This is a genomic window from Wenjunlia vitaminophila DSM 41686 (assembly GCF_000380165.1).
GTDB lineage: Bacteria > Actinomycetota > Actinomycetes > Streptomycetales > Streptomycetaceae > Wenjunlia > Wenjunlia vitaminophila.
On the sequence record NZ_KB904635.1, the window covers coordinates 231,881 to 251,677 of the forward strand.

General features: G+C 71.2%; 15 protein-coding genes. 9 read left to right on the plus strand and 6 right to left on the minus strand.

Annotation, left to right across the window (positions count from 1 at the left end; all coding sequences use genetic code 11):
* The first annotated feature begins 93 nt into the window (after positions 1 to 93).
* Positions 94 to 1,206 (plus strand): helix-turn-helix transcriptional regulator, encoded by a 1,113-nt coding sequence (locus A3IG_RS0102355; protein ID WP_201787539.1) that lies wholly within the window; start codon positions 94 to 96, stop codon positions 1,204 to 1,206.
* Here the strand turns inward: A3IG_RS0102355 and A3IG_RS0102360 are convergent.
* Together A3IG_RS0102360 and A3IG_RS0102365 are read right to left on the minus strand one after the other, a co-directional pair.
* Positions 1,203 to 1,664, minus strand: coding sequence for an SRPBCC family protein (locus A3IG_RS0102360; protein ID WP_018381946.1), 462 nt, complete (start codon positions 1,662 to 1,664; stop codon positions 1,203 to 1,205). The two genes, A3IG_RS0102355 and A3IG_RS0102360, sit on opposite strands and share 4 nt — an antisense overlap.
* Before the next feature lie 84 nt (positions 1,665 to 1,748).
* On the minus strand, positions 1,749 to 2,090 hold the full coding sequence (locus tag A3IG_RS0102365) for an ArsR/SmtB family transcription factor (protein ID WP_026219817.1): 342 nt from the start codon (positions 2,088 to 2,090) through the stop codon (positions 1,749 to 1,751).
* A 225-nt stretch (positions 2,091 to 2,315) separates the two neighbouring features.
* Between A3IG_RS0102365 and A3IG_RS0102370 the strand changes: the two genes are divergently transcribed.
* Both A3IG_RS0102370 and A3IG_RS0102375 read left to right on the plus strand, forming a co-directional pair.
* Positions 2,316 to 3,137 (plus strand): purine-nucleoside phosphorylase, encoded by an 822-nt coding sequence (locus A3IG_RS0102370; protein WP_018381948.1) that lies wholly within the window; start codon positions 2,316 to 2,318, stop codon positions 3,135 to 3,137.
* Between the two features lie 119 nt (positions 3,138 to 3,256).
* Positions 3,257 to 4,975, plus strand: a complete 1,719-nt coding sequence (locus A3IG_RS0102375) for a phospho-sugar mutase (protein WP_018381949.1) — start codon at positions 3,257 to 3,259, stop codon at positions 4,973 to 4,975.
* 112 nt (positions 4,976 to 5,087) lie between these two features.
* Here A3IG_RS0102375 and A3IG_RS0102380 read toward each other — a convergent pair whose 3' ends face one another.
* The gene (locus tag A3IG_RS0102380; protein WP_078499941.1) at positions 5,088 to 7,388 is read right to left on the minus strand and encodes an alpha-L-rhamnosidase-related protein; all 2,301 of its coding nucleotides are present in this window, start codon (positions 7,386 to 7,388) and stop codon (positions 5,088 to 5,090) included.
* 27 nt (positions 7,389 to 7,415) lie between these two features.
* Positions 7,416 to 10,022, minus strand: coding sequence for an alpha-L-rhamnosidase-related protein (locus A3IG_RS35625; protein ID WP_018381951.1), 2,607 nt, complete (start codon positions 10,020 to 10,022; stop codon positions 7,416 to 7,418).
* A gap of 580 nt (positions 10,023 to 10,602) precedes the next feature.
* Between A3IG_RS35625 and A3IG_RS0102395 the strand changes: the two genes are divergently transcribed.
* From A3IG_RS0102395 to A3IG_RS0102405, 3 genes are all read left to right on the plus strand, one after another.
* Complete coding sequence (locus tag A3IG_RS0102395; RefSeq protein ID WP_018381952.1) at positions 10,603 to 13,245, plus strand: hypothetical protein; 2,643 nt, start codon at positions 10,603 to 10,605, stop codon at positions 13,243 to 13,245.
* A gap of 35 nt (positions 13,246 to 13,280) precedes the next feature.
* Entirely contained in the window at positions 13,281 to 14,240 is a 960-nt protein-coding gene (locus A3IG_RS0102400; protein WP_018381953.1) for a Gfo/Idh/MocA family protein, read from the plus strand.
* 85 nt (positions 14,241 to 14,325) lie between these two features.
* Positions 14,326 to 15,129 (plus strand): HEAT repeat domain-containing protein, encoded by an 804-nt coding sequence (locus A3IG_RS0102405; protein WP_018381954.1) that lies wholly within the window; start codon positions 14,326 to 14,328, stop codon positions 15,127 to 15,129.
* Between the two features lie 24 nt (positions 15,130 to 15,153).
* On the opposite strand, the gene A3IG_RS0102410 is transcribed toward A3IG_RS0102405, so the two are convergent.
* A complete protein-coding gene (locus A3IG_RS0102410; RefSeq protein ID WP_026219818.1) occupies positions 15,154 to 15,807 on the minus strand; it encodes a PH domain-containing protein in 654 nt (217 codons plus the stop codon).
* A 141-nt stretch (positions 15,808 to 15,948) separates the two neighbouring features.
* Here A3IG_RS0102410 and deoC point away from each other — a divergent pair, with 141 nt between their 5' ends.
* From deoC to A3IG_RS0102425, 3 genes are all read left to right on the plus strand, one after another.
* Entirely contained in the window at positions 15,949 to 16,941 is a 993-nt protein-coding gene (gene deoC, locus A3IG_RS0102415; RefSeq protein WP_018381956.1) for a deoxyribose-phosphate aldolase, read from the plus strand.
* Between the two features lie 4 nt (positions 16,942 to 16,945).
* A complete protein-coding gene (locus tag A3IG_RS0102420; RefSeq protein ID WP_018381957.1) occupies positions 16,946 to 18,376 on the plus strand; it encodes an aldehyde dehydrogenase family protein in 1,431 nt (476 codons plus the stop codon).
* A 124-nt stretch (positions 18,377 to 18,500) separates the two neighbouring features.
* The gene (locus tag A3IG_RS0102425; RefSeq protein WP_026219819.1) at positions 18,501 to 19,361 is read left to right on the plus strand and encodes an aldehyde dehydrogenase family protein; all 861 of its coding nucleotides are present in this window, start codon (positions 18,501 to 18,503) and stop codon (positions 19,359 to 19,361) included.
* Positions 19,362 to 19,489: 128 nt separating this feature from the next.
* On the opposite strand, the gene A3IG_RS34055 is transcribed toward A3IG_RS0102425, so the two are convergent.
* Complete coding sequence (locus A3IG_RS34055; protein WP_157862347.1) at positions 19,490 to 19,690, minus strand: hypothetical protein; 201 nt, start codon at positions 19,688 to 19,690, stop codon at positions 19,490 to 19,492.
* Positions 19,691 to 19,797 lie beyond the last annotated feature (107 nt).

Below are 19,797 nucleotides of genomic sequence, written 5' to 3' on the forward strand. Positions count from 1 at the left end.
CTTTCGTCAGCCGCACGGTGCGGTCCTCGTGGGCCTGACCAGCCTAGGGACGGTACCTGACACCTCCTGTCAGGTATGCGGGACAATGTCGTCGTGCGCGCTGACCGGCTGATCTCCCTGCTCCTGCTGCTCCAGAACCGCGGCCGGATGACCGCCCCCGAGCTGGCCTCGGAGCTGGAGGTGTCGGTGCGCACCGTCTACCGGGACGTCGAGGCGTTGGGGGCGTCCGGGATACCGGTGCACGCCGAGCGGGGGCCGGAGGGTGGCTACCGGCTGCGCGAGGGTTTCCGCACCCGGCTCACCGGTCTCACCGACGCGGAGGCCGCCGCCCTCTTCCTCACCGGGACCTCGGGGCCGGCCCGCGACCTGGGCCTGGACACGGTGTTGGCCACCGCCCAGCTCAAGCTCCAGGCCGCCCTGCCGGCCGAGCTGGCGAACCGGACCCGACAGGTGCAGGACCGTTTCCACCTGGATGCCCCGGGGTGGTTCCGGGACGCCGACCCGGTGCCCTTCCTGGGGCCCGTCGCCGAGGCGGTGTGGGAGCAGCGGGTGCTGCGGACCCACTACCGCGCCTGGCGGGGCGAGGGGTGGCGGGAGCTGCACCCCCTGGGCATGGTCCTCAAGAGCGGGATCTGGTACCTGGTCGCGCAGGGGGACAGCGGCATCCGCACCTACCGGGTCTCACGGCTCCTGGCCGTGGAGGCCACGGGGGACACCTTCGAGCGGCCGGCTGGCTTCGACCTCGCCGCCCACTGGGAGGAGTTCTCCCAGCGGCTCGGGGCCGCGCGGTACCGGGGCACGGCACGGCTCCGCCTCTCGCCCCGCGGGCAGAAGCTGCTGCCCATGTGCTTCGGAGCCGTCGGCACCCGGGCCCTGGACACGGCGGGGACGCCGGACGACGGGGGGTGGGTGGAGGTGACGATGGCCGTGGAGACCACGAACGTCGCCGTGGGGGACCTGCTGCGCCTCGGCACCGAGGCCGAGGTGCTCGCCCCACCGGAGCTGCGGCGCGCCGTCGCGGACACCGTGGCCGGGCTCGCCGCCCGCTACGGCGCGGTCGACGCTCCGGGCGGACGGCACCACGGGGCGGACGGTCACGCGTCAGGTGGTCACACGTCAGACGGTCTCGCGTCAGAAGGTCACGCGTCAGGCGGCCGAGTGTCGGGTGGTCACCTGTCAGACGGTCACGTGTCGAGCAGACCTTAGGGGTGCTGGGACCGCTGCCTGAGCTCGGTTTCCAGGGCGGCGAGTTGGGTGGTGGTACCCCGCTCCCGCCAGGCCGGCTCCTCCCTGCCGTCGAGGAAGGTGCCCTGCTCGGTGAGGACGATCCGGGTCCCCTCCGCCGTGGGGTGGAAGCAGACGGTGGTGATCGAGATGGTGCACAGGGCCTGGTCCTGGTGGAGGGTGCCGGAGTAGACGATCCGCTCGTTCTCGACGACGTCCTGGTAGCGGGCCTCGAAGGTGAGCGTGGAACCGTCCTCCCGGACCGCCCGGACCCGTTCGCACCCGCCGACCCGGAAGTCGAGTTGGTGCTCGTCGCCGGGTCGGCTGAACCAGCGCGCCTTGGCGCCCGGGTCCGCCCAGGCGGTGAACACCGTGTCGGGCGGGACGGGGTAGCGGCGCTCCAGGGTGAACCTGGCGTGGGTGACAGGGCGGTTGGTCAAGGGGCGCTCCTCGCGTCGTGCCGCGGCCGGCTGTCCGGGTGCCGGGTGCCGGCTGGCCGACGGGGGCCAGCCGGGGGTGGCCGGTCACCGCTGGGGGCCTCCGGACCGTTCGGCGAGCTGGTCGCCGAGCCGGTCGAGGCGGTGTTCCCAGGTGGTGCGCTGGCGGACGATCCAGTCCTCGGCGAACCGGAGCGCCGCGGGCTCGATCCGGCAGGTGCGGACCCGGCCCACCTTCTCGGTGTGGACCAGCCCGCTGGACTCCAGCACCTTCAGGTGCTGCACCACCGCTGCCAACGACATCGGCAGCGGTCTGGCCAACTCGCTCACCGACGCTGGGCCTTTTATCAGATGTTCGACCATGGCTCGCCGGGTCGGGTCCGCAAGCGCCTGGAGTATGCGGTCCAGCGACCAGCTTTGGTTAAGCACATGCTTGAGTTTGCCGAGTGACGAACCCTCAGTCAAGCGACCACTTCACCATTCAGTCCCGCACACCACACCCCGGGGGCGCCTTCCGCGGCCCGCGAACCCCTTCCGCGGCCCGCCACCCGACCATGTCCGCGCCCGTGCGCGCCACCGCGCTCCGGCGACTCCGCGCGGCAACCCACCACCTCCTTCTACGCGCGTAGGCAGTAACGGGTTAGGCTCGGCGGCGTGAACGCTTCTGCTGACTCGGAGGACTTCTCCGACCCCCACGCCGCCGCCGATGCCGCCGCTGCCAGGCTCCGCGAGCTGACCGGTGCCGCGTCCCACGACGTCGCCCTGGTCATGGGCTCCGGCTGGGTCCCCGCCGCCGACAGCCTCGGCGCTCCCGACCACGACCTCCCGATGACCGACCTGCCCGGCTTCGCCAAGCCCGGGGTGGAGGGACACGCCGGACGCATCCGTTCGGTCGCCCTCGGTTCCACCCGGGCCCTGGTCTTCCTCGGGCGCACCCACCTGTACGAGGGCCGCGGCGTGGCCGCGGTCGCCCACGGAGTGCGCACCGCGGTGGCCGCCGGCTGCAAGACGGTGGTGCTCACCAACGGCTGCGGCGGACTGCGGGACACCTTCTCCCCCGGACAGCCCGTCCTGATCAGCGACCACATCAACCTCACCGGCGTGTCACCGATCGTCGGCGCCAACTTCGTGGACCTCACCGACCTGTACTCCCCCCGGCTGCGCGCCCTGTGCCGGGAGGTCGACCCCAGCCTCGCCGAGGGGGTCTACGTGCAGTTCCGCGGCCCCCAGTACGAGACCCCGGCAGAGATCAGTATGGTTCGCGCCATAGGTGGCGATCTGGTGGGCATGTCCACCACCCTTGAGGCGATAGCCGCCCGCGAGGCCGGAGCCGAAGTGCTCGGCATCTCCCTGGTCACCAACCTCGCGGCGGGAATGACCGGGGAGCCGCTGAGCCACGAGGAGGTGCTGGAGGCCGGGCGCGGCTCGGCCACCCGGATGGGTGCCCTGCTGGGACGGGTGCTGGAACGCGTCTGAGTCCACCCGGTCCCGACCGTGACCGCCGTGCAACCGGGCGCACGCGGAACACCACTGGGGCAACGAACGTGCCCGAACCAGAACACATGCCCAGAGCACACAGGACACAGGAGACGCAGGTGGGAACCGATCTGGCAGAACTGGCACGGGCCTGGTTGGCCGAGGACCCCGACCCGCGGACCCGGGACGAGCTGAGCGCGCTGCTCACCGCCGCGACCGGCTCCCCGCCCGACGCCCGGGCCGAGGCGGAGCTGGCCGACCGGTTCGCGGGAACCCTCCAGTTCGGCACGGCGGGACTGCGCGGCGAACTCGGCGCGGGCCCCAACCGGATGAACCGCGTCGTGGTGATCCGTGCCGCCGCCGGGCTCGCCGCGTACCTGCGGCAGCGGGCGGAACCGGCCGGCGAGCCGGGGCTCGTGGTGGTCGGTTACGACGCCCGACACCGGTCCGCGGAGTTCGCCAGGGACACCGTCGCGGTGATGGTCGGGGCCGGGCTGCGGGCCGCGTTGCTGCCCCGTCCGCTGCCCACCCCGGTGCTCGCGTTCGCCGTGCTGCACCTCGGGGCCGCGGCGGGGGTGATGGTGACGGCGAGCCACAACCCGCCGCAGGACAACGGGTACAAGGTGTACCTCGGCGACGGGATGCAGATCGTGCCCCCCGCGGACGCCCAGATCTCCGCCGCGATCGAGGCGGTGGGCCCGCTCGCCGGTGTCCCGCTGGCCGAGTCCGGCTGGGAGACGTTGGACGACGCCGTGGTCGAGGCGTACCTGGACCGCGCCACCGACGTGGTGCACGGCGGCTCCTCCCGTGACGTCTCCGTGGTCTACACCCCCATGCACGGGGTGGGTGGTGAGGTCCTCACCTCCGCGTTCACCCGGGCCGGCTTCCCCGCGCCGGCGGTGGTGGCCGAGCAGGCGACCCCCGACCCGGACTTCCCGACCGTGGCGTTCCCCAACCCGGAGGAGCCCGGGGCGATGGACCTCGCGTTCGCCCTCGCCGAGTCGGCGGAGCCGGACATCGTGATCGCCAACGACCCGGACGCCGACCGGTGCGCGGTCGCCGTGCCCGTCCCGCCCGGGGCGCACGACGAGGGCGGGGGGCGGAAGTGGCGCATGCTGCGGGGGGACGAGGTCGGGGCGCTGCTCGCGGTGCACCTGGTGAGCAAGCACGTCGAGGGCACGTTCGCCACCTCCATCGTCTCCTCGTCGCTGCTCGCCCGGATCGCCACGGCCGCGGGCCTGGGGTACGCCGAGACGCTGACCGGTTTCAAGTGGATCGCCCGCACGCCCGAGTTGGCCTTCGGGTACGAGGAGGCACTGGGCTACTGCGTGGACCCCGGCGGGGTGCGGGACAAGGACGGCATCACCGCGGCGCTGCTGGTCGCCGAGCTGGCCGCGGCCCTGAAGCACCAGGGACGTACCCTCACCGACCTGCTGGACGACATCGCGGTGGAGTACGGGCTGCACGCCACCGACCAGCTCTCCGTGCGGGTGGCGGACCTGACCACCATCTCCAAGGCGATGACCAGGCTGCGGGAGTCCCCGCCGACCGAGCTCGCGGGGCTGCGGGTGACCGCGGCCGACGACCTGCGCGCCGGGGCGTTCGGCCTGCCCCCGACCGACGGACTGCGCTACCGGCTGACGCGGGAGGGTGAGGGACCGGCGGTGTCCTCCGCGCGGGTGGTGGTGCGGCCCAGCGGCACCGAGCCCAAGCTGAAGTGCTACCTGGAGGTGGTGATCCCGGTGACCGCGGCCAACGTCCTGGCCCCGTGCCGGGTTCTGGCCACGTCGGTGCTCGACGCGCTCAAGGAGGACCTGGCCACCGCGGCCGGGATCTGACGGACACCCGGACCCGCCGCCCCGGCACGGCCTGACACCCCGGGGACGGACCAGACGACGGGCGGGCGCGCCGCCAGACGACGCGCCCGCCCACCAGGCGTCGGCCCGGGTGTCACCCCAGGTGGGAGCGGAGTACGTGGTGGCCGGCCCCCACCGCGTCCACGTAGACGAACTCACCGTCGCTGCTGGCCCTGGCACCACCGACCGCCCGGGAGCCGTCCCAGACGGTGCGGCCGTCGAGGGTCACGCTGACCCGCTCGCCGCGGGTCGGGACGGCGAGCCGCCCGACGGTTCCGCTCGGGGCCGTGGCCTTCAGGACGACACCGTCGCGGCCGGCCCGCCAGGAGGCGCTGATGTTCCCGTGCGGGGTCGGCACCTCGCCCTGGGCCCAGGTCAGGTCACCGGTGTTCGGGACGATCGCGTACGACGAGTACCCGGGTCCGGTCGGCTGCACCCCGAGCACCTGGGTAGTCAGGGCAACCGTCGGGCCGGACGCCCAGCCGTGGGCCAGGCTGGTGAACTGCTTGATCCCCGGGTTCCCCGACGGGTCGGCCTTCTCCCAGAAGGTGCTGCCCGGGTCCTGGGAGAGCTGGTGGCCCCAGAACGTCCGCATCAGGTCCAGGGCGCTGTTGTCCACCTCGCCGCTGGAGTCGGTCGCCTCCAGGCGGGCGCTGGTCTCGAACCAGCTCGGCAGCGGCTCGTAGAACGGCCTGATGGACGCGTTGGGGGTGCTGGGCGACACGGTGTACGCGCCGTACGGACCCCAACTGTTGCGCCGCAGGTAGTCCAGTGCGCGCGTCGCCTGTTCGTCGTCGGCGACACCGGTGAGCACCGCGGTGGCGTTGGCGTCCTGGGGGTAGGCGCCGGGGATCTCCCGGGAGAGCCGGTACGCCCCGGTCTCCTCGTCCCACAGCTCCTCGTTGATGGCGTCCTTCACCGCGGCTGCCCGGGAGGCGTAGCCGGACGCGTCGGCCTTGTGGCCGGTGACCCGGGCGAGCCTCGCCATCTGCTCGAGGTTCCGGGCGTAGAGGGCGTTGATGTACGTCTCGTGTCCGCAGTCGCTGTAGCCGTAGTGGCCGCAGGAGCCGACCTCCTGGAACGAGATCAGGCCCTTCGGGTCGTCCGCGCGCACCCCTTCCAGCCAGGCCGTGGCCCTGGTGAGCTGGGGCCACCACCGCTCGACGTACTCCTGGTCGCCGGTGTACAGCCAGTGCGTGTACAGGTTGTGGATGAACCAGGTGACGTACTCGCCGTACACCCGCAGCTCGTTCTGGTTGTGCTGGCCGACCAGGCTGGCCGCGGGCACGTAGCCGTCGGGGAGCTGCTGGGCGGCGAGCGAGGACAGCGAGTTCTCCACCGCGGGGACGTCGTCGGTGCTCAGGTACGCGACGGGGGCCTGCACCGCGAGGTCGCCCTGCCAGACGATCCGGTCGCGCTTGCCGCCGTCGAAGATGACCGCCTCGTTCGGGTCGGCGTGCGGGACCTGCGCGTCCGCGTGGTCCGCCTCCCCCGGCTCGTACGGCCACTTCTTGGCGGTGTTGGACATCCAGGTGTTGAGCTGGACGGTGTAGGCGCCGGCGTACCAGATCTTGTTGAGTTCGTTGTCGCTGGACAGGAACCAGCCGTCGTAGGCCGCGGGGTTCTCCGCCTTGGGGACGGCGCCGAAGTCCAGCGACACGCCGTCGACGTCCACCCAGCCCTCCCCGTCGAGGAACAGGGTGGCGTAGCGGAACGCGCCGCGCAGTTGGGTGTCGGTCAGCGTGGCCGGCAGGTTCGCCGGGTCGATCTCCAGGGTGTGGCTGTCGTTGTCGTAGGTGTAGGGAACGCCCGGGTACCCGTTCCAGATGTTGGCGGTGTCACAGCCCGGTGCGTGGGCCGCCTGCCCGTTGTTGTCCTCGGGGTCGAACGCGGCGTACAACTGCGACTCGCTGAAGCAGACGTGCAGCTCGGGCGGTGTCTCGGAGGCCCCGGAGACCCGGACCTTGACGGTGCCGCCGACGTTCTTGCCGAAGTCCAGGGTGAGCAGCGGGGACAGGGTGCGGTCGCCCTTGCTCACCAGCCTGACCGGGGAGTCCCCGCCGCCGAGGGCCGCCTTCGGGTCGCCCTTGATCTCCCCGCCGCGCGGGTCGGCGGACAGCACCGACACCGGCTTGACGGTGCGTCCGGTCGGGGCGAGGACGTACGGCTGCCACTGCCCGGGGCGCGGCCGGTACCCGTCCTCAGCCCAGGGGCCCGACTGCTCCCCGGCCGCGGCGGCGCCGAACGTGCTGCTGGACTGGGTGCCGGTGGCCGCGGTCGCGGTCGGGGGCGTGGCGGACGCGTCCCAGACGAATGGGGTGAGGACGCCGAGCAGCGCCACCGAGCTGGTGATCGTGGCCAGTCTGGTCCTGCGGTATCTCGCGGATGTCGTCATCGGGTGAACCCTCCTCGGTTCGGTGGCTCAGCGGGTGGTGGCCGCAAGGCTGGTGTGACCGGTCACGCCGGACACCCGGAGGTAGCCGTCACGCAGTTCGACGCCGTCGCTGAGCGCCTCGCCGTCGCGCCAGACGACCTCGCCGTTGACCCGCAGCTCGGTGACGTCCTCGGCGGGCACCCCGGCGGTTCCGCTGGTGCCGGTCGGCGCGGAGACCACGAGGGACATGGTGTGGCCGGTGAGCTTCCAGGCCGCTTCGATGTCGCCGTGCGGAGTGGGCACGACGCCCTGGGCCCAGCGCAGGTCACCACCGGGGTGCGGCAGGACGGAGAAGGACTCGAACCCCCCGGCGGTCGGGGTGACTCCGAGCACCTCGTTGGTGAGGAACGACGTCGGGGCCGCCGCCCAGCCGTGGGACAGGCTCGTGTAGGACCCGAGTTGGAAGCCCCCGGTCGGCGAGACGTTCTCCCAGAAGGTGCCGGGGTTGTCGCCGCCCAGCATGTGCCCCCAGGTCCGCTTCACCAGGTCGAGCGCCGCGTCGTTGCCGGCGTCGCTGTTCTGGTCGGCGTACGCCTGCAGCGCGTGGGAGGTGACGAACGGGCTGATGTACCGGGGCACCACGTCACCGGAGACGTCGTTGGTGAGGTCCCCGTACTTCCCGGCGAGTTCCTCCTTGAAGAACCGCAGCACCGCGTCGGCGCGGTCACCCGTGGCCACCCCGGCCATCACCGCCATGGCGTTGCCGTCCTGGGGGTGTGCGGAGCTGCCGGGCTCGGTCACGTAGGCGCCGGCCGAGGCGTCCCAGAGCTGGGCGTTGACGGCCTTGGCCGTCCGCTCGGCCGCCGCCCGGTAGCTGCGCGCCAGGTCCTCGTCGCCCTCCACCGCCGCCGCCTGCGCGGCGAGCTTCAGCACGTGGACGTAGACGGCGTTGTCGTAGGTCTCCTTGCCGGCGTTGCCGTAGCCCCAGTGGCCCGAGGCCCCGTCCGGGACCACCAGCAGGCCGTCGTCGGCGACCAGCGACTCGAACCACGCCACGTTCTTCTTCAGGGTGGACCAGTAGCGGTCGAGGAAGGCGCGGTCACCGGTGTAGAGGTAGTGCTGCCACAGGTTGTGGATCCACCAGGCCGCGTACTCCCCCCACGCCGGGTGGTAGCCCGTGCCCGGCAGGTACAACCCGGGCACCTGGCCCGAGGGGAACTGGCCCTTGGCCATGAAGCTGACGGCGTTGGCGGACGGGTCCGACTGGCCGGTGGTCAGGTACGACACCTCGTTGGCCACGGCGTTGTCACCGCCCCAGATCATCCGGTCCCGCTTGGCCCCGTCGCTGATGACCGTCGTCCCCTCGCCGATGACCTCGTCGTTGGTCACCGGTCCCGGCTGCGCCGGGTACGGGCGGCCGGTGGTCGGGTCGATGGTGGACATCTGCACGGTGTACGCGCCGGCGTACCACATCCGGTTCAGCGTCTGGTCGCTGGAGAGGAAGGCGCCCCGGTAGCCGCGCAGGTCGGGGTTGGTCGGATCGGCGGTGAAGTGCAGCCCGAGGTCGGACAGGTCCACCGAGCCGGAGCCGCTGAGGTACACCATCAGGTAGCGGAAGCCACCGCGGATCACCGGGTCGGAGACGGTCCTGGTCCCCTGCTCCAGGGGGAACGAGTGGGTTTCGGTCGCGATGTTCGGCGGGTCCTGGCTGAAGTCTGACTCCGTGGTCATGAACTGCTGGCTCTCGCTGAAGGCGAGGTTCAGCGTCGGGGCGCCACTGCGGGTGCGGGCGGTGACCTGGACCGTGCCACCGACCTCCTGGCCGAAGTCGTAGACCACGTAGGGGCGGCCGTGGACGTCGGTCCGCAGGGAGGTGGTGCCGCCGCGGAAGGCCCCGTTGGGATTGCGCACGGAGCCGCCGTACGGGGCCGGTGGGGCCTGGCTGGCCTCGTCGCCGAGCACCCACACGTTGGCGATCCGGGCACCGGGCCCCGGGTCGTCCGCGTTGCGGAAGGTGATCCGGAAGTCCTCGGCGGAGCCGATCGCCTGCCGCGGCACGGTCACCTCGTAGTGCACCAGGCCGACCATGTCGTGCCACACGCCGCTCTGCCCGGTGTCCGGCCGGCGTTCGTGCACCACCTCGCCGTTGACCAGGACCTGGTAGTGGGCGGTGGCGCTGCCGGCCTCCTCGATCCGCAGCCGGACGTCGCCGTCTCCGGACGGCGCCAGCATCCGGTAGCCGAACTCGGCACCCGGGACGTTGGGGCCGGCCTGGCGGACCACCGCGCCGTCGGTCTTCCTCGTCGTGCTCTGTCCCGCCCGGAGGTCGTGGCCTTCGGTCTCCGAGCCGGGGGAGGAAGCGGTGACGAAGTCCGTGTTGGCCACGGTCGCCTCGACGGCACGCCGCGGCAGCACCTGCCGGGAGGAGGGCGCGAGGTTGTACCGGTCGGCGGTGGAGATGCCGGGAAGCCCGAGGACGGCGCCGGGGGACCGCCCGTCGGTGACGGTCGGCCAGGCGGCGGCGGTGCTTCCGGGTGCGGTGGAGGCGACACCCGGGGTGCTCGCGGCGACCACCGCGGTCAGCGCGGCGAACCCGACCAGGGCGGTGGGCCAGGTGCGTCGCAGGAGGGGGTTCGTTCGTCTGGTGGGCGCCATGGACGTGGGCTCCTCGCGTCGGAGAGTGGGAGTGGTGGACCAGCGGATGGCGGGGAATCACCGGCAATTGAAACGTCTCAGTGGCCGGAAACATAACCCCGGGACCTACGCCTCACAAGATGCCTGCACGAAGAACTCCCCATCCCCCTCGCGGAGATAGCTTCCCAACCGGGGCATTCCCACCATCGCAACCGGGTGTCTCAGCCACGACGCCACCCCCACCCTGAGGCCTGGACAGCACATGGAATGAATTGTTTCAATGACAGCCCACGTGCCCTCTCCACGAGGAGCGGAACCGGAGGGCCACCCTCCTGTCCCACGGCCACCACCTGCGCGGGGTGCCCGGCCCACACCTTCGTGCGATTGGCCAGCGGGAGCGCCAGGGAACACCGACCGTCTCGCCGCTCGGCTGCGACAGCGGAGGAGCATGCGTGTCAGGCAACAGGGCCCAACCGATCCGGCACGGAGCGTCACCGACCCACTCCGCGTTGTTCCACGCGGCGCGTGACCACGCTACGGTCACCACATGTGTGGGTGCCCGGCCAGTGAGGGACCCGGCAACATCGCCAGAGGAGAGCGGATGGCCCGAGCGAACCTGCGTGCCGCGTTCATGAGTGGAGTGACATCGACCATCACCGCGCAACAGGTGTTCACTGATCGCACGGACGAGACGGCCGCGTTCAACCGCTCACTGGTCGCGTTGCACCAGACACTGGACACGGCCGAGGTCTCGCCTGTGGTGGACCGAGTTCAGGGACGCCGCAACGTTCTGACGTTCTACGGCGTGGGAGGCATAGGCAAGACCACTCTCTCGCACGAGTTGGAACGCCGTCTCCTGGCAGGAGAGGGTCTGGACGACGTCGCAAACGAGGAACAGAGCGAAGCGGTTTCCGTGCGTATCGACGTCTCAGAAGAAGGCGCCTCCGACTTGGAGAACCTGTTGCTGCGGCTGCGCGCCGGGCTGGGGCAGTTGGACAACGAGTGGCCGGCCTTCGATCTGGCGTTGGCGTCGTACTGGGTCCGAGCCCACCCGGGCGAGGCCTTGCAGGAGTTCCTTGACGCCTCACCAGCGACACGGCGTGCCTCGCGTGGGGTCCGGCTCGGCGAACAGATCGCGGGTAATGTCGCGCAGGCCCTTTCCTCGGACTTCGGCGGTCTGGCCGGGATGGCACAGCGAGCGGCGCTGGGCACGTATCGAGCGATCAGAGACCGGGTCCGCGAGGGCAGGCTGCTGTCCGAGTGCGAGCTGTTCGCCGAGTTGATCGAGGCGGAGGCCGACTACGAGACGCTGTCGTTCTTCCCCTACCTGTTGGCCTGGGACCTGGAACGCAAGGTGCGCCGTCGGAACAAGCGCCCACGTATGTGCGTGTTCCTTGACACCTTTGAGGTACTCGGTGGTCAAGGTGACCGTACGGCTGAGCGGTACGTGCAGCGTTGCGTCTACCTCATGCCGAACGTGCTCTTCGTCATCACCGGCCGGAACCGGGTGGACTGGGCAGACGGTGGTACCAGCGGAGAACTCGATTTCACCGGCCCCGAGCGCTGGCCGAACCTCCACTTCTCCAACCAGACCGCCGAGCCGCGCCAACACCTCGTCGGTTACCTTTCGGACTCGGACGCGGACAGCTATCTGCAGGAAGCACTGACCCAGGACGGCACGTCGGCCATCCCACCCGAGGTACGCTCGCGAATCATCTCTGGCGGGCAGGGATTACCGCTCTATCTGGACCTGTCCGTGTCGCACTTCGTCGAGCTGCTTGCGCGGGGCAGTCAACCCGCGGTCGAACACTTCGGTGGGACGTTCACGGCCGTCGCCAAGCGGTCCATCAGGGACCTCCCCAGGGAAGAACGAGATCTGGTCCGCACCGCGGCACTCGTCGACCGGGTGGATGCCGCGTTGTTGCGGGCCGGGCAACCCACCCTCTCGGACGGCAGTGTGGCACGGTTCCTCCGCAGACCTTTCCTCACCCATGACGACGCCTACGAGCTCCCGTACGCCCTGCACGGGGCGCTTCGAGCCGCCATCAGCGAGGCCGACCGTGGGCTCCCAGACGGCTGGTCGGACCGCGATCGCGCCGAGGTCGCCGCTCGGTTGCTACGCCGACTCGGGGAGCGGTCGCAGACAGCGACCGGGCGCGCCGCCGTGGCCCAGGCCCTCGAATCCGGCCTCAAGCTGTCGAGGGACCACGGGGTCTTCGATGACTGGATGGCCCGAGCCACCCAACATCTGGTGGAGGCGGGACAGTGGACAGCCATCGGTACGAACCTCGACGGCGGTCCAGCGGAACTCCCGGAGTTCCGTGCGATGCGCGCGGCGATCGAAGGGGTGTGGCTGCGCAGAACCGGTCGCGCGGTCGAGGCGGTCGAAGCGCTTGACGGAGCCGACGCGGACCTGGCGCCGGAGAGCCTTCCGGGCCAGCTCGTGCGACTGCACCTGGCCCATGCGCTACGCAACCAGGGCGACTACACACGGGCTGCGGGCATCTACCGCCAACTGCTCGGTGGCGAGTTCGCGACCGACGCGGACTACTGGCTCAGTGACTACGACTACCTCAACGGCCGCTTCACCACCGCGCTGTCCACCCTCAGGAACCAGCGTGCGGGCGACGTGGCGCACGAGGGCGAGCGGCTCAGGCTCATCGGACACATCCTGAGGGTCAACGCCCGCTTCGATGACGCCGCCGCCTCCTACAACGAGGCGATCACTCTGGCCCGTAACGCGGACCTTGCCGCGGCGGAAGCCAAGGCGCTGGCCAATCTCGCCCAGACCGCGTGTTGGTCTGGGGACACCGCCACCGTGTCCAACGCGGCGGCCCGGGGGAGGGAACTGCTCGACCTGGTCCCCAATCCGGTCGAGCTGGTCAAGATCCGCTCTGCCGAGGCCGTGTGCTGGGCCATGGCCGACGAACTGGCCAAGGCCAGGGAAGCAGTCGCCGACACCCGCCGACTGGCAGACGCCATCAGCTACCGGGGCGGGCACAACCTTGCTGACGTGGCCCAGGTCCTCATCGGCGTCTCCACCGGGGACCACGATGGCGCCCGACGAACTCGAGACGCTCTGGACGAACGGACCCGCGCCTCGGGCGGCAACATCTACTGGGTGTCCGTCGTCACCAGCTGGCTCGACGGCCTCGCATCAGCCGCCGCCTGGCACCCCACCATCGACTGGGTGGACGGCGCCGACGCTGCGCTCGGTCGTTGGGTCGCGGTGGTGGCCGCGTAGTGGGGCGCCCCGGCGAGCAAGGGAGAACGGTTGCCATGACTCAGGCTGTGCGCGTCGGGCTGGTCGGGCTGGGCATCATCGCGGAGACGCATCTCGAAGTGCTGGCCGACCTGCCCCGTGTGGACCTGGATTTCACAGTCGATCCGTACGTGGCGGAGCCACCCGCATTCCGTGACAGAAAGCCACCGCACTACAAGAATCTCGTCGATGCTCTGGACGACCACCAACCAGATCTCATTGTGCTCGCCACCCCCACCACCATGCACGCTGTCCTGGCGGCTGAGGCATTGGCTCACTCCGGGGCACGGGTCCTCGTTGAGAAACCGTTGGTGCACGATCTGGACTCGCTTCACCACCTGTCCTCACTGCGAGACACCGAGCGCGTGGACGAGCGCCTTTTCGTCGCACACCACTTCGCGTTCTCTCCGGAGGTGCGCTGGGCTGCCGAACTGATAGACCGGCACCCTGAGTGGGGGCCGGTCACTGCGCTCACCTCAGCGTTCTACGATCCATACGTCCTGCGAGGCGAGCAAGCATTCACCTCGTACGTCTCCAGTTGGATGGACTCCGGCGTGAACCAGCTCAGCGTGCTGGCTCGCTTCGTGGAACCCATCGCACTGACCTCTGCCCAGTTTCGGGACGAGGGTGCGAGCGCCTGGTGTACCTGCGCCTATCGCTCACGTGGCGCGGAGGGTATCGCCAGGCTGCGAACCAGTTGGCTCACCGGGTCCAGCAGCAAGGAAACCGCCCTTGCCTTCGGGCGCTCGGGCGTTGACCTGTGGATTGATCACACCGCCATGACCGGGTTCGCCGCGCAGGGCAATCAGCTCCTCGCCACGCACGGCCATGACGGCCGCACGCCTCGGAAGATCGCCCACTACCGACCGCTCTATGAGAGCCTGCTTTCCACTCGCCCGGACCCAGTGCTCAGCTTCGACACCGCGGTGACCATCACCGAGATACACCACGCCGACCCCGCCCCCGAGGTACCGTGACGCCGCCCCGCATGGCCGGAGCCAGCGGGCCTCGGAGGACTGCGGCGGACCGTCGATGCAGACGGTTCAACTAGCATTCCCAGGCATGGCGATGTTCGTGCACCTGACGTCGGCGGCGAACGCGTCGCGGATCCGACGGTCCGGAGTGCGGCCGGCCAGCCACGGACAGGGCGGCACGCGCGGGGCGTACTGCTTCCCGGTGCTGCCGTCGTACACCCTCACCCACCAGTGGCTGCGTGAACTGGCCCGCTTCGGCCACCGGGGAAGGCTGGTGGCCGTCCACGTGCGGTTGGACGACGACCAGCGCGTGCTGGTCGGGCGTTACACGGACCGCACGCGGGGCGCCCAGTCCACGGTCACCGCGGCCGAGGCGGTGCGGCGGATCGCCGCGCTGGACGACCCACGGGGGTGGGAGGTGTTCGTACCCCGGGCGATCCGGCCGCGCGAAGTGCACCGGATCCGGCCCGTGCCGCAGGTGGTGGGCTGGCGGTACTACCCTGACGCCCACGGCGTGCGCCCCTGCACCTGCATGGGATGCCGGGTACGCGGGGAGTACGGTGCGCGCCGCCTGCGCGAGCGGTTGCCGCATCCGCTGGACGGTCCGCCGCCTCCAGCCAGAGTGCTGCTCGCCAGGGTCGCGGCAGCCGGTGATCCCGGAGACCCAGCCGTGTTGCGCGAGGCGTTGCACTGGTTCGGCATGCGTCGACGGGGCCCGCTCGCCCGGCTGGCCCGCCTCACCGCCCATCCCGACCCCGGCGTGCGGGAAGAACTGGTGTGGGCGGTCGCCCGCTGGTCAACCCCCGGGGTCAACGCGCTGCTCGACGCTCTCGCGGACGACCCGCACCCGGGCGTCCGGAAGGCGGTGGAGGCGGTCCGTGAGTCGCAGTGATCACTGGCCCCCGGAACCGACCACCTAGGTGGCGGCCAGCAGCACCGCGAGGACCGCGGCCCCGGCCAGGGTCGGGCCGATGACCTCGAACGCCCAGCGGACGACCGCCTCGCCGGCGGCCTCCGGTCGGTCCCGGTTCCGCTCCAGGGTCTCCCGCAACTCGTCCACCGCGGTGTCCGACCACGCCTTGGTCGGGCTGTGCAGCGCGCCCCGGCTGAAGGCCGAGGTGGTGGTCCTTCCGTACGGGTCCTCGGTGGCGGCCCTGACCTGGTTGCGGCTGGCCCGTTTGCGCTGGCGCATCGAGACCGGGACGGCCCAGAGCTGGTACTTGCGGTCCTCGGTCAACGCCTCGACGGTGTACGCGGAGCGCAGGTCGGCCACGACCGACCAGGGCAGGGTGATCGTGCGGAACGGGTTCCGCACCACCATGCGTTCCTCCGACGCGAACACCGCGGGTCGCAGGGTGAACGCGACGACGACCGGCGCGATCATCAGCAGCGACGCCAGCGCCAGCCAGGGCACCCGGCCCTCCCCGTGCAGCACCGCGTCGCCCACCAGCCAGCCGCCGACTGCGAGCAGCAGCACGCCGGTGATGATGCCGGACGTCGAACGGTAGGAGCGCGCCGCGTACACGGGCTCCGGGGTCGGCGTCCCGGGACGGTTGTCGGGGCTCGTCATGAGATCCGATTGTGCCTGAACCCGGGCGGCGACCCCGACTCGACGGCATTGCGGTACCGCATCGATAACCGGTCGGGGAACGGTCGGTAGCCGCGGACCTCCCCCTTCCGCTACGCGTGTAGATATGCTCGTCTGGTGAGCATGCCCACTGTTCCCGCATACGGCCCCGACGCGGCCGGCCGGCTGGCCGAGATGGCGGACGTCACCGCCTCGGACAGCGCCCTGCGCCGCTTCCTGCACGGGCTCCCCGGCGTCGACGCGGTCGGCCTCCAGGCCCGCGCCGCTGCGCTCGGCACCCGTTCGATCAAGACATCGGCCAAGGCGTACGCCCTTGACCTGGCGATCTCCATGATCGACCTGACCACCCTGGAAGGCGCGGACACCCCCGGGAAGGTCCGGGCGCTGTCCGCCAAGGGCGTCCGCCCCGACCCGACCGACCCGACCGCCCCTTCGGTCGCCGCCATCTGTGTCTATCCGGACATGGTGCCCGTGGCCCGGAAGGCCCTGGACGGCACCGGGGTCAAGGTGGCCTCGGTCGCCACCGCCTTCCCCTCGGGTCGGGCCGGGCTCCCGGTCAAGCTGGCGGACACGGCCGAGGCCGTGTCCGCCGGAGCGGACGAGATCGACATGGTGATCGACCGCGGCGCCTTCCTCGCCGGCAGGTACCGCGAGGTCTTCGAGACGATCGAGGCGGTCAAGGCGGCCTGCCGCCGTCCCGACGGCACCTCGGCGCACCTGAAGGTCATCTTCGAGACCGGGGAGCTGTCCACCTACGACAACGTGCGGCGCGCCTCCTGGCTCGCCATGCTGGCCGGCGCCGACTTCATCAAGACCTCGACCGGCAAGGTCGCGGTCAACGCCACCCCACCGGTGACCCTGCTGATGCTGGAAGCGGTCCGCGACTTCCACGCCGCCACCGGGGTACGGGTGGGACTGAAGCCGGCAGGAGGCATCCGCACCGCCAAGGACGCCATCAAGTACCTGGTGCTGGTGAACGAGACGGCGGGTGAGGCCTGGCTGACCGCCGACTGGTTCCGGTTCGGTGCCTCCAGCCTGCTGAACGACCTGCTGATGCAGCGGCAGAAACTGAGCACGGGCAGGTACTCCGGCCCCGACTACGTGACGGTGGACTGACGACATGGCATTCGAGTACGCACCCGCGCCGCAGTCCCGGGCGATCGTGGACATCGCCCCCTCCTACGGCCTGTTCATCGACGGGGAGTTCGTCGAGGGCACCAGCGGTGAGCTGCGCAAGACCATCTCCCCGGCGAGCGAGGAGGTCCTCGCCGAGTACACCCAGGCCGGCGCCGAGGACGTGGACCGTGCGGTGCGCGCCGCCCGGCGGGCCTTCCCGGCCTGGTCCGCGCTCCCCGGGGCGGAACGCGCCAAGTACCTGTTCCGGATCGCCCGGATCGTGCAGGAGCGCTCGCGGGAACTGGCGGTGCTGGAGACGCTGGACAACGGCAAGCCGATCCGGGAGACCCGGGACTTCGACCTGCCGACCGTGGCGGCGCACTTCTTCTACTACGCGGGCTGGGCGGACAAGCTCCCGTACGCGGGGTTCGGCCCCGACCCCAGGCCGCTGGGGGTGGCGGGGCAGATCATCCCGTGGAACTTCCCGCTGATGATGCTGGCCTGGAAGATCGCCCCGGCGTTGGCCACCGGCAACACGGTGGTGCTCAAGCCGGCGGAGACCACGCCCCTGTCCGCGTTGTTCTTCGCGGACGTGTGCCGCCAGGCTGGCCTGCCCAGGGGCGTGGTGAACATCGTCACCGGGGACGGCGCCACCGGTCGCGCCCTGGTGGAGCACCCCGACATCAACAAGATCGCGTTCACCGGCTCCACCGCGGTGGGCAAGGGCATCGCCCGCGCGGTCGCCGGCACCGACCGCCGGCTCTCCCTCGAGCTCGGCGGCAAGGCGGCGAACGTGGTCTTCGACGACGCCCCGATCGACCAGGCGGTGGAGGGCATCGTCACGGGCATCTTCTTCAACCAGGGCCACGTGTGTTGCGCGGGCTCCCGGCTGCTGGTGCAGGAGTCGGTGGCCGAGGAGGTACTGGAGTCGCTGAAGCGGCGGATGGCCACGCTGCGCGTCGGTGACCCCCTGGACAAGAACACCGACATCGGGGCCATCAACTCGGCCGAACAACTCGCCCGCATCCGGGCGCTCGCCGACACCGGTGAGGCCGAGGGCGCCGAGCGCTGGTCACCGGCGTGCGAGCTACCGGGTTCCGGCTTCTGGTTCGCGCCGACGCTGTTCACCGGCGTCACCCAGGCCCACCGCATCGCCCGGGAGGAGATCTTCGGACCGGTGCTGTCCGTGCTCACCTTCCGCACCCCGGCCGAGGCCGTGGAGAAGGCCAACAACACGCCGTACGGGCTCTCCGCGGGCGTGTGGACCGAGAAGGGCTCGCGCATCCTGTGGATGGCCGACCGGCTGCGCGCCGGTGTGGTGTGGGCCAACACGTTCAACCGGTTCGATCCCTCCTCGCCGTTCGGCGGGTACAAGGAGTCGGGCTACGGCCGCGAGGGCGGCCGACACGGTCTGGAGGCGTACCTCGATGTCTGAGAAGTCCCGGAAGGGCGCCAGGACCAGCAGCCGCGACAGGGCAGCCGGCGGGAACGGCGGCGACAGGGCGGGGACCGGCAGGACCGGGAGGACCAGCAGCGACGACAAGGCGGGGAAGACGGCGGTGCCCGAGCGGGTCAGCGTGTTCAAGACGTACAAGCTGTTCATCGGGGGGAAGTTCCCCCGATCCGAGAGCGGACGGGTGTACGAGGTGACCGACAGCAAGGGCACCTGGTTGGCCAACGCGCCGCTGGGCTCCCGCAAGGACGCCCGGGACGCGGTGGTGGCCGCTCGCAAGGCGTTCCCCGGCTGGTCCGGTGCCACCGCCTACAACCGCGGCCAGATCCTGTACCGGGTCGCGGAGATGTTGCAGGGCCGGGCCGACCAGTTCGCGGCCGAGGTCGCGGACGCCGAGGGCCTGTCCAGGGCCAAGGCCGCGGCGGTGGTGGACGCGGCCGTGGACCGCTGGGTCTGGTACGCCGGCTGGTCGGACAAGGTGGCCCAGGTCGCCGGGTCGGCTAACCCGGTCGCCGGCCCCTACTTCAACCTCTCCGTCCCCGAACCCACCGGGGTGGTCGCGGTGCTCGCGCCCCAGGACTCGTCGTTCCTCGGACTGGTCTCGGTGGTCGCACCGGTGGTGGTGACCGGGAACACGGCCGTGGTGCTCGCCGCCGAATCGGCCCCGTTGCCGGCGCTCTCCCTGGCCGAGGTGCTCGCCACCTCCGATCTGCCGGGCGGCGTGGTGAACGTGTTGTCCGGCCGGGTCGCCGAGGTCGGCCCGCCCCTCGCCGGCCACCAGGACGTCAACGCCATCGACCTTGCCGGAGCCGCTGGCCAGCGGGCCGCCGAGCTGGAGGCGGCAGCGGCGGAGAACCTCAAGCGGGTGCTGCGGCCCGCCGGTACCGACTGGACGGCGGACCCCGGACCTGACCGCATGCTGGCGTTCCTGGAGACCAAGACCGTCTGGCACCCGATCGGCGTGTGACCCACTGCTCCTCCCGCACCAGGGCGTGCCCGTGCGGGAGGAGCGCCCGGCCGCAACGGCCGCCCCACCGGCCCTGGCCGCACCCCGCGGCACGTGGACCGGGCGGCAGCAGGGCCACCGAGAGCCGCTCAGGCCGATGGGGTGAGCGGCCCGTTCGCCGCGACCTGACCCAGCGAACCCCCCTGCGTCAGCGGGTCGGTGACCAGCCTGGTGCTCACCGGCGGCAGGTCCCCCACCCGGGTCCCGACGGAGTTGCTCAGCGGATCGACGCCCGTCCCGGCCAAGGGGTTGGGCTTGAGGCCGCCCACCGGCGCAAGCGCCGCTGACACACCGGTGCGCACCCCCCGGCTGGCCCCGTCCACGCCGGTCGAAGCGGCCGGCGCGACCCGCGCCCCACCCCGCCGGGGAACCGGTGGGTGCCCGTCGGAACGCTCCC

What these genes read in the sequence shown, in the direction of transcription:
- A3IG_RS0102380 (WP_078499941.1), bottom strand. Translation starts at nt 7,388, where the DNA reads ATGACGACATCCGCGAGATACCGCAGGACCAGACTGGCCACGATCACC.
- A3IG_RS35625 (WP_018381951.1), bottom strand. Translation starts at nt 10,022, where the DNA reads ATGGCGCCCACCAGACGAACGAACCCCCTCCTGCGACGCACCTGGCCC.
- A3IG_RS0102395 (WP_018381952.1), top strand. Translation starts at nt 10,603, where the DNA reads ATGGCCCGAGCGAACCTGCGTGCCGCGTTCATGAGTGGAGTGACATCG.
- A3IG_RS0102400 (WP_018381953.1), top strand. Translation starts at nt 13,281, where the DNA reads ATGACTCAGGCTGTGCGCGTCGGGCTGGTCGGGCTGGGCATCATCGCG.
- A3IG_RS0102405 (WP_018381954.1), top strand. Translation starts at nt 14,326, where the DNA reads ATGGCGATGTTCGTGCACCTGACGTCGGCGGCGAACGCGTCGCGGATC.
- A3IG_RS0102410 (WP_026219818.1), bottom strand. Translation starts at nt 15,807, where the DNA reads ATGACGAGCCCCGACAACCGTCCCGGGACGCCGACCCCGGAGCCCGTG.
- deoC (WP_018381956.1), top strand. Translation starts at nt 15,949, where the DNA reads ATGCCCACTGTTCCCGCATACGGCCCCGACGCGGCCGGCCGGCTGGCC.
- A3IG_RS0102420 (WP_018381957.1), top strand. Translation starts at nt 16,946, where the DNA reads ATGGCATTCGAGTACGCACCCGCGCCGCAGTCCCGGGCGATCGTGGAC.